Origin of the sequence: Mesorhizobium sp. M7A.F.Ca.CA.002.05.1.1, assembly GCF_003998335.1 — a bacterium.
In the GTDB taxonomy this organism is placed as follows: Bacteria; Pseudomonadota; Alphaproteobacteria; order Rhizobiales; family Rhizobiaceae; genus Mesorhizobium.
In genome coordinates this window covers 1-4,505 of sequence record NZ_RZQI01000489.1, presented here as the reverse complement: position 1 = coordinate 4,505, position 4,505 = coordinate 1, and the positions used below count along the sequence as shown (strand labels likewise).

At 62.5% G+C, this 4,505-nt stretch carries 5 protein-coding genes and 1 pseudogene; 3 read left to right on the top strand and 3 right to left on the bottom strand.

Annotated features, from left to right (window positions below):
• The 3 genes and pseudogenes from EN939_RS22270 to EN939_RS22260 all read left to right on the top strand — a co-directional run.
• Positions 1–378: pseudogene (locus EN939_RS22270) on the top strand (nucleotidyltransferase family protein); the annotation flags it as partial.
• A 122-nt stretch (positions 379–500) separates the two neighbouring features.
• Positions 501–1,358, top strand: a complete 858-nt coding sequence (locus tag EN939_RS22265; protein ID WP_236383302.1) for a glycosyltransferase family 2 protein — start codon at positions 501–503, stop codon at positions 1,356–1,358.
• Positions 1,355–2,314: a glycosyltransferase family 4 protein gene (locus tag EN939_RS22260; RefSeq protein WP_127269704.1), complete on the top strand. Its 960-nt coding sequence runs from the start codon at positions 1,355–1,357 to the stop codon at positions 2,312–2,314. The genes EN939_RS22265 and EN939_RS22260 overlap by 4 nt, the downstream gene beginning before the upstream one ends.
• A 217-nt stretch (positions 2,315–2,531) precedes the next feature.
• On the opposite strand, the gene EN939_RS22255 is transcribed toward EN939_RS22260, so the two are convergent.
• Genes EN939_RS22255 through EN939_RS22245 form a run of 3 tightly spaced genes read right to left on the bottom strand, consistent with a single transcriptional unit; the run spans position 2,532 to position 4,236 of the window.
• Positions 2,532–3,518, bottom strand: a complete 987-nt coding sequence (locus EN939_RS22255; RefSeq protein WP_127269702.1) for a serine kinase — start codon at positions 3,516–3,518, stop codon at positions 2,532–2,534.
• Complete coding sequence (locus EN939_RS22250; protein ID WP_127269700.1) at positions 3,515–3,949, bottom strand: lasso peptide biosynthesis B2 protein; 435 nt, start codon at positions 3,947–3,949, stop codon at positions 3,515–3,517. Before EN939_RS22250 ends, EN939_RS22255 begins: the two co-directional genes overlap by 4 nt.
• Positions 3,949–4,236, bottom strand: a complete 288-nt coding sequence (locus EN939_RS22245; RefSeq protein WP_164748961.1) for a PqqD family protein — start codon at positions 4,234–4,236, stop codon at positions 3,949–3,951. The genes EN939_RS22250 and EN939_RS22245 overlap by 1 nt, the downstream gene beginning before the upstream one ends.
• Positions 4,237–4,505 lie beyond the last annotated feature (269 nt).

Genomic DNA, 4,505 nt, shown 5'->3' with positions numbered 1-4,505 from the left:
ATCGCCATCGTGCACGCCGCCGGCGGCCATAAATTCCACCGGCTGCAGCTTTGCGTCGACGTGCTGCAGGGCGTGCGGGCGCTGCAATCACCCGAAGCGGAAGCACGCCTCTTCGACGCTGCCCGTACCACCGGCATCGAGCTCGAGTTGGCAATCGTGCTCGATGTGACCGGCCGGTTGTTCGACGAAAGCCGCGCGCTCGAACTCGCCGGCCGCATCAAACCCGATCTCTCCATACGGCTGGCCAGGCGGTTGATCACCACGAATACGCTGCTCGGCGTCAATTCCAGGGATAAGCTTGGTTCGCGCCTACGCCGCGACGCCTTCCGCTGGATCCAACGGCTGGCCAGGGCGAGAGCAATTCCAGGAAAAGTGTGAGACGTTCTCTCCCGGAAAAGCGTCGCGCCATCACCTCAGGTCGGAAAGTGATGGCGCTCTTGGCTTGGCCGCTTTGAGTCTTTAGCCTGCGTCGGGAAGCACACGACGAAGGATTGAGGAATTTGGCCGATCTCAATACCCACATTGCGAATGCTGCGCGTGATCGGAGTTCCCCGCGAGTCGTCGCGGTCCTTACGACACGGAACGAAGAACGGTTCGTCGCCGGATGTCTCGAGAACCTCTTTCGTCAAGGCGTACAGGTCTACATCTGCGACAATCAGTCGACGGACCGAACGCTTGAGATTGCCCAGCGCTACTGCGGAGCCGGATTGATAGGATTCGAAACCATCCCGCATAACGGCTGGTATTGCTGGGAGCACCTTCTTCGTCGCAAAGAGGAACTGTTTCAGTCGCTCGAAGCAGACTGGTTCATGCATGTTGACGCTGACGAGATCCACCTTCCGCCGACTTCGTACTCATCGTTGGTCTCCGCCATTGCGGCAGCCGACGCACTCGGCTTCAATGCGATCGAATCTTCCGAGTTTACGTTCATTCCTACCAGAGAAGCTCCCGATCACGACAATCCCGATTATCAACACACGCTGCGCACCTACTACCCGTTCCGGCCAACCTCCCCACACTGCGTCCGTGCCTACAAGAAACAGGACGGCCCCATGGAGATTGCGTGGTCAGGCGGCCATCTCGTACGGTTCGCGGGTCCGGTGAGGCTTTACTCCGAGCGTTTTCGCATGAAGCACTATCTGTTCCTTAGCGCAGAGCACGCCGCATGCAAGTATGCTGGCCGCCGGTTTCTGAGCGAAGAGGTCATTGGTCGTGGCTGGCACGGATGGCGACCCCGCTTGCGATCAGAGGATATTCTGCTGCCGGACGCCAGCCAGGTGCGCGCCAGCGCGACGGACGACGATCTGGACGAGGCCAATCCATGGTCGGCGCACTGGCTTGAGCGGTACGCCTCGTGAATGAGGTACACCTCCCCCGCGTCCTGGCGATCGCGGATCGACCCGGCTGGGCGATTGATCGCAAGACCCAAAATCTCCGGCGCGTGCTGGAAAGAAGGTTCGAGATCGTCCAACGATTTCAACATGATGTGACTGAGTCGGACGTGAACACGGCGGACATCGTGCTCATCTTCTATTGGCTCCAGATCTCGAAGCTGCCCCTGCCGGAATCGGCCCTCGCCAGGCGGTCTGACAGGCTGCTCATCGGGATCTGCAGCCACAGAGAGCTGGAGGGCGAATTCCGCGAGCCCGGGCTCGCCGCCCTGCACCGGCTGGCGCGCGCTGTCTTTGTCAACAATCGGCAGCTCGAGCACGAATACGGTCCTCTACTGCGTGTTCCGGTCCACTACACGCCCAATGGAGTCGACACGACGTTCTTTTGTCCCGCACAAGAGCCACAACCCGGTTCTGGCGAGCTCCGTGTCGGATGGGCGGGAAGTCTCGGCAACCATGGTCCAGCACATCGCGGCTTCCACGACGTCATCGAGCCCGCGGTAGCGGCCGTGCCGGGCGCGCGCCTACTGACGGCGATTCGCGAGCAACGCTGGCGTAGCCATGACGAGATGCCCGGCTTCTATCGGGATCTCGACGTTTATGTCTGCGCCAGCCTCAGCGAAGGCACTCCCAATCCTTGCTTGGAGGCGGCGGCGTGCGGTGTCCCTTTGGTGACCACCCGTGTGGGAAACATGCCCGAGCTGATTCGGGATGGCGACAACGGGCTGTTCTTCGATGGAACTGCGGAGGGGCTTGCGAACAAGCTAGCCTTGTTGCGGGACACGCCATCGCTCCGGTCGAGGATGGCCGCCCGCATGATCGAGACGATCCAAGAGTGGGATTGGGGCGTGCAGGCGGAGAACTACGCGCGCATGTTTGCCTCGTTGCTTACTGCGGGCGGAGCTGTCGGGCCCATGAGATGAGCGGCTTCGGGTGTGCCCTGCCAAACCTGACCTTTGTAGCGCCATTCGAGTTTTCCCGGACCCTTGCTCTTCCGTACCTCGCGCAGCAAGGATAACGAGGCGGCGCTGCGCTGAAATCGTTGTTTTTGCGCAAAACTGCGAAGTAGAAGCACTCCGAAACACGCTATCCCCACGCCCTTGGGAACAAGGAATAGCGGCCCCACGTTGCCTGGGGTATTCAGTCCCGAGTCGTCAGAGCGGCGCTGATCAGTGCCGCAGCGTCAGCCGGGCGCGCGCCCACCTCCAACCGGAAGGTCGGCACCGCATTGACCACCCCGGCGATGGTCGCCAGCCGGCGTTTCTGCATCGGCAGCAGCCCGGTCATACCGGTGCGGACGTTGTCCACCGCCAGTGCCACCATTGCGTCGGTGCCGGCCATGGCGACGAGCCGGCTCTGGCTTCCGGCGGAACGCGCCAGGTGCAGAAGGGCCGCCACCGGCCGGGCGGACGCGTTTTCCACCCGGATGATATCCTCCAGCCGTTCTAGCGAGATGGGCTGTTCGCCATTGCGATCCCAGGTCTGGCCAAGGCAGGGCGCCACCTGCGGGATCATCTCCGCGGTCTTCCGATGGATCTTGACGGCGCGCGGCAGACCCCAGGCGACGACCTTGCCCGAAGTGGCATGCACGATCATGGCGTCGTCGGAGCAGAGGCCAAAGCCCTGTATTGCCAGCGCGAGTGACGTCGTGGTCTTGCCGGTGCCGCTCGGAGCATGGATCAGCACCACCGCATCGCTGTCCGGCAACGTCAAGCCGGCAGTGTGCAGCATATGCTGGCCACCGGCGTCGAGCGCGGCGTCGAGCACCAGCATTGCCGGTGTCCACGCGGCTTTCGCGCCAGGGCGGATCCGGAGTTCGGCCCAGCCCGCCACGCCGTTGATGGCAACGGTCTGACGCTCGGGAAAGACCAGATGGATGATACCACTATCCTCGAACATCCGGCAGGGACCATCCTCCGGCACCTCGCCATCGAAGACGAGGGATCCGTTGGGTGCCTCGTCCAAGGTGTCTGTCTCGGCGATTTCGAGACGAAAGTCCGGCTCGACGGGTTCCGCGATACGCAGGCTGCCCAGCATCCGGTCGAAATCCTGCCACAGCTCCGGGCGCTCGGCCGATATGCCAAGGATCAGGCCGTTGAGGCCATAGCAGGCTGAAGGTCTGGTCAAGCGGGACGCGCCTTTATGGCATCGGCATGATGACGATAGATTTCGACCATGCCGGGAAGCTTGTCGCTGACCACCGGCCTGCCATCGAGGCAGACCCAGCAATGCGCTGCCAGGCGCTGCGCTTGCATCGACTGCGGATCGATGCCGAAGCGCAGGTCTGGATCGAAGCCGGCCAGGCGCAGGAAACGATGACCTAGCAGACCCTCCCTCAGGCACCTGCGGTCACGCATCAGCCAGGGACGGCGGACGGCGCGGTTGACGCTGGCGACTATGTAGGCGGACGGCAGACCGCGATAGGGCGTCGACGAGGCGAGCGGCGCCCATTCGAGCACCTCCTCGAAGCTCCGGTTGATGACCAAGACCGGCATCAGCCGCGCGCTTGCCCAGAGATGGCAGCGAAACAGAGCGCGCAGGAGCGGGCCGTCAGTCATCAAGCACCTGGCGCGGCGAGGATACCTTCAGAGATCAGATCCGCGGCCAGTGCCGCCATGTCCTGATCGAGCGTCCCCTTGTCGACCTCGAACTCCTCGCAAAGCAGATCGACGATCTGGTCGAGGTTGCGCGCGCCGTCCACCTTGCCGAGAAAGGCTTCGGTCGTGCCGTTGCATGTATAAAGCTGGCCGCTGCGCGCCAAAAGCACGACTGCGCCATCGCCCACATGCTGCACCGAGGCATCCTCGGCCAGCCGCAGAACGGTTCCAGAGACTATTTCCACCACGCCCCTCCAAGCCACGCTCATCCCGGAAATCAGATAGCGCGGAGGTGGAGCGCTGTCTATCAGCCGATCATGGGAGCCCAGTGCACGGACCAACGGCTTTGCTGACGGATTCTCCGCGCCAGTCGCGTTAGAACCTGCTCGGTTGCGTCTTCCCGGCCGCATTCGTCCCAGAAATAGTCATCGATGAAATGTGACAAGCAGCGGGCCTGCCGGCAGCGGACGTTGCATTTCTTCCCCTAAGTAAGGTAAAACCTGTCTGGGTATTGGGG

Coding starts and splice junctions, on each gene's coding strand:
- EN939_RS22250 (WP_127269700.1), bottom strand. CDS start 3,949: ATGACTGACGGCCCGCTCCTGCGCGCTCTGTTTCGCTGCCATCTCTGG.